Origin of the sequence: Micromonospora sp. ALFpr18c (genome assembly GCF_008868155.1) — a bacterium.
In the GTDB taxonomy this organism is placed as follows: Bacteria; Actinomycetota; Actinomycetes; order Mycobacteriales; family Micromonosporaceae; genus Micromonospora.
The window spans coordinates 1-4138 of sequence record NZ_WBKR01000312.1 but is presented as its reverse complement, the minus strand read 5'-3'; the positions used below and the strand labels follow the sequence as shown (position 1 = coordinate 4138).

General features: G+C 70.9%; 5 protein-coding genes. 2 read left to right on the top strand and 3 right to left on the bottom strand.

Annotated elements, in window-relative coordinates:
* Positions 1-925 precede the first annotated feature (925 nt).
* Positions 926-1387: an HNH endonuclease gene (locus tag F8271_RS30225; RefSeq protein WP_151493202.1), complete on the top strand. Its 462-nt coding sequence runs from the start codon at positions 926-928 to the stop codon at positions 1385-1387.
* 3 nt (positions 1388-1390) lie between these two features.
* On the opposite strand, the gene F8271_RS30220 is transcribed toward F8271_RS30225, so the two are convergent.
* Positions 1391-1948, bottom strand: a complete 558-nt coding sequence (locus tag F8271_RS30220) for a GNAT family N-acetyltransferase (RefSeq protein WP_151493201.1) — start codon at positions 1946-1948, stop codon at positions 1391-1393.
* Positions 1949-1988: 40 nt separating this feature from the next.
* The gene (locus tag F8271_RS30215; protein ID WP_225854872.1) at positions 1989-2471 is read right to left on the bottom strand and encodes an NUDIX hydrolase; all 483 of its coding nucleotides are present in this window, start codon (positions 2469-2471) and stop codon (positions 1989-1991) included.
* 75 nt (positions 2472-2546) lie between these two features.
* On the opposite strand from F8271_RS30215, the gene hemC reads away from it, so the two are divergent.
* A complete protein-coding gene (gene hemC, locus F8271_RS30210; protein WP_225854871.1) occupies positions 2547-3287 on the top strand; it encodes a hydroxymethylbilane synthase in 741 nt (246 codons plus the stop codon).
* Between the two features lie 630 nt (positions 3288-3917).
* On the opposite strand, the gene F8271_RS33595 is transcribed toward hemC, so the two are convergent.
* A partial coding sequence (locus F8271_RS33595) for a hypothetical protein (protein WP_225854870.1) occupies positions 3918-4138 on the bottom strand: 221 nt, incomplete at its 5' end.

Sequence of the window (4138 nt, the reverse complement as noted above, 5' to 3'; positions counted from 1 at the left end):
TGGCTCACCGGCAGTCCTGAAGAGGCCTTCGACTTCGTCTACGACATCCACATCGGCACCATCACACCCGGACCCTGACCGCACCCGTCACCCATCAACCCCCGACGGACTTCCGGCTCGGACCACTAAGCCCTGCGGCTTCGCCCCGTGGAACTGGACGGCGCCGAACCGCTGTCCCGCCGCATCGCGCTTCGGCGAGCGAGCGTGGGTTGGGCTGCAGGGGTATTCCGACCAGGGGTGCCCGCAGATGTCGACGATGTGAGGGAGGCAGCAGAGGCAATCGCCGCCATGTGGTCGACCCCGCCTGGTGTAACTCGTCCTGCGGCTGCTCGGCCACCACTTCTCTGACGCGCGACCGCGGCGACGCCGGGGGCTTGGAGCAACGTCAGATCGGAGTATCGATGCTCGCGCCGGCTATGCGCGAGGAAATCGCGGGCGGGTCCCCCGGTGAGGTTCTCGACCCGCCTCGGCCTGTCTCCATCGAGAGTATGCGCGAGGAAATCGCGGGCAGGTCCCCCGGTGAGGTTCTCGACCCGCCTCGGCCTGTCTCCATCGAGAGTATGCACGAGGAAATCGCGGGTAGGTCTCCCGGTGAGGTTCTCGACCCGCCTCGGCATGTCTCCATCGAGAGTATGCGCGAGGAAATCGCGGGCGGATCTCCCGGTGAGGTTCTCGACTCTTTCAGGCATGAGCGATTTCTCCTCCGACAATCGTGAACGAACCATGCGAGGCCACCTGGCCGCGCCACCATCCGTGCCGGGCCAGCCAGGACGACTGCGGCAGCCGACATGGCAGGAACGGCTCCCGCCCTCTTAAGTTCACGGCAGGGGTACCGCCGGTTCCTGACCTCGGTGGCGACGGCGTGGGTGGGTTCGTGCGCCGGGCCTGAGCAGGCGTATCCGCGACGCGCGGGTACGGTGACATCGTGCTCTCGGCCGTGCGGGGTCTGTCCCGCTACCACACCGAGGAGTCGCTGCGCGCGTACCTGCTGCAACGCGCACACCGCACCGACGGCGGCTGCCTGGTCATCCACGGCTACGGCTCCCGCCGCGGGGTCCACCAGAAGGTCGCCGGCCGGGCCTGGGCGCACATCGCCGCGTACGTGGTCCTGGTCGGCGGGTACGACCCCGCCCTCGACGTCGACCACACCTGCGGCGCCGCGGACTGCATCGAGCCGACACATCTGCGTCAGGTCAGCCGCTCCGAGACCCGCCGCGGCCGCACCCAACGCGCGCAGTGCCGCAACGGCCACGACCGCGAACTCGACGAGAGCACCGGCCGCTACCGCCGGGTCTGCCGGGCGTGCAACCGGGAGGCGCAGCGCCGGTGGCGTGAGCGCGAGGCCGCCGAGGTGGCCCAGGCACGTGCCGCGTACGGCCGCTCGTAGTCGTCAGCCCCGCGGCCGCCACTCGTCGGACAGGACGGCGAAGACAAGCTGGTCCGCCCACTCTCCGTCATACCGGTAGCTCCGCACATGGTGGGCCTCCCGACGCATCCCGATCCGGGCCATCAGACGGGCTGACGCCTCGTTGCGGGCATGACACCGACCGAAGACCCGGTGCAGCCCGGCCTCGTCGAACCCCCAGTCCACCAGCGCCGTGACCGCCTCCGTGGCCAACCCACGACCGCCGTGGTCGGGGTGGAAGACGTACCCGAGTTCCGCCGTGCGGTCACGCTCGCCGCGCCACACCAGCTCGACGGTCCCGATCACCCCCGTGTCGCCGACCACGGCCACCGTCAGGCAGTCGCCCTCCGCGCGCCACGCGTCCTCACCCGCCATGGCGCGCACCGACGCCCGCGACTGCTCCCGGGTACGCGGCTCGGCCCCGAGCATCCAGCGGACGACGTCGCGTCGGCTCTGATACGCGTACACGTCGTCGAGGTCGTCCATCGTGACCGGGCGCAGCGTGAGCCGCTCGGTGCGGATCGGGTAGCTCGGCTGCACCATCAGGCGATCGTAGAGAACCGGACCGACTGGTGCCGAGAATTCAGTGCCGCAGCAGGGCCGTCATCGGGATCGGCTCCATGTGCCCGGTGGGCGGCGCGCCGCGGTGCAGCTGAAGTCCGATGTCGACCACCACGGAACGCTCCAGGGTGGCGACCCGCGTCATCGGTATCCAACGCGCCAGGTCGGTCGTGTCGTCCGTCTCGGGTCGAAGCTCACCGCCCGCGATCCGGGCCCGATAGAACACGGCCAGCATGTGCAGCTCGACGACGTCGCTGTCGGTGCGCTCGACGTGCCGCGTTCGCGAGTTCACCCCGAGCAGATGCTCGACCCGCGCCTCGTACCCCGTCTCCTCGGCCACCTCCCGCACGACGGCGTCGAACGGATCCTCGGCGTGCTCGACCCCTCCACCGGGCAGCGTCCAATGTCGCCGCGCCCCGTCGGGCGAGACCCAGCGGGCGAGCAGCAGATGCTCATCTCGCAGGCACACCGCGTACGCGGCGACCCGGAGCCGTTGCGTGATCACATCGCTCTCCTGATCCTCTGGGTGCCCGCGCACCTGGTCGTCCGTGCTGGCATCGGCCGGACTAGCCTCGCGGACATGTCCGACTCCCGCCTGCTGCGCATCGGCACCCGCAACTCTCCAATGGCCCTCGCCCAGGTCGAGCGGGTCCGCGCGATGCTCGCCGACCGGCACCCCGACGTCACCGTGGACGTGCTGTCGATGTCGACCAGCGGGGACCGGTGGCACGGTGACCTGGCCGCGCTGGGCGGCAAGGGGGCGTTCACCAAGGAGGTCGACGCCGCCCTGATCGCCGGGGACGTGGACATGGTGGTGCACTGCGTCAAGGACATCCCCGGGGACCGACCGGCACCGGCTGGCACGGTGATGGCCGCCTACCTGGCCCGCGACGATGTCCGGGACTGCCTCGTGCACCCGGGCGGGCTGCGGATCGACCAACTGCCCGCCGGCACCCGGATCGGCACCTCCGCCGTCCGGCGGGTCGCGCAACTGGCCCTGCACTGGCCGACTCTGGTGCCGGTGTCCATCCGGGGCAACGCGAACAGCAGGCTCGCGAAGCTCGACGCCGGTGACACCTACGACGCGCTGCTGCTCGCGGTCTCCGGGCTGGAGCGGATCGGGCAGGACGCCCGGATCACGCACCCGATCGACGTCGACACGATGGTCCCGGCCGTCGGCTCCGGGACCCTCGTCCTGCAATGCCGGGACGACGACCTCAGCACCCGTGACCTGGCAGCCAGCTGGTGGAGGGTGTACCCGGCACCGTGCGGATCATGGAGCGTGGACGCCTGCTTGAACAGGTACTCGGCGCGCGGGTAGGAGAGTCGGCCCCGGCCAGTCTCCGGACAGATGTCACCCAAGGCCGGCGCACGGCGCCCGGCTGCTGCGGCTCGGCGGTCGGCGAGGAACACCGGCCCGGCGGTGCGCCCGGCCAGCAGCCGGGGCAGGAGCCGTGCGGTCGGTGTCTCCCAGTGCACGTAGGCGCGGTCGCCGCCCTTCTCGGTAACCAGAGCGCGGCGGAACTCCACGTCGAGGTAGGGCACGTCCAGGCCGAGAATCTCCTCGGCGCGGGCGCAGGTCTCGTAGAGCATCCGCCACAGCACCCGCTCGCGCAGCGGGTTGCGGTCGTCGATGAACAGCCGCTCCAGGCGGGCACGCGGGATGGCCTTGTCCCGGGTCCGGGTGACCTTGCGGCGCTCCAGCCGCCGGCCGGGGTCGATGGTCAGCCAGTCCTGACGGCGGCAGTAGGCGGTGAACGAGGTCAGCGCGGACAGGTGCTTGTTCCAGGTGTTCGCGGCCCGCTCGTCCCAACGGGCCATCGTCTGCTCGTAGAGCTCCGGGGTGAGCGCCGCGACCGGCACCTGATCCCCGGCAGTCTCGCGCAGCCGGCGCAGGGTCTCGGTGTAGGTGGCGCGGGTCCCGGGGCCATCGCGGACCTGCGGGACGCCGTCACCACGGCGAGGGCGACTCGGCCAGTCGCAGCTGCGTCGGCGTGTCGACGCAGCTGCGGGCATGCTGGGTCGCCGTCCACTCGGCGATCACGGCGTCCAACACGTCGGCGTCGGTATCAGTGCAGACCCGCCAGATCGTCGAGCGTGACGGCCGTCCGGCCGGGCGCGCTCCGACTCGCTGATACAGGCTGTCCAGGACCTCGGCCGAGACGTCGGCGA

Excerpts from the sequence above, each read along its gene's own strand:
- F8271_RS30220 (WP_151493201.1), bottom strand. The coding sequence starts at position 1,948 with ATGGTGCAGCCGAGCTACCCGATCCGCACCGAGCGGCTCACGCTGCGC.
- hemC (WP_225854871.1), top strand. The coding sequence starts at position 2,547 with ATGTCCGACTCCCGCCTGCTGCGCATCGGCACCCGCAACTCTCCAATG.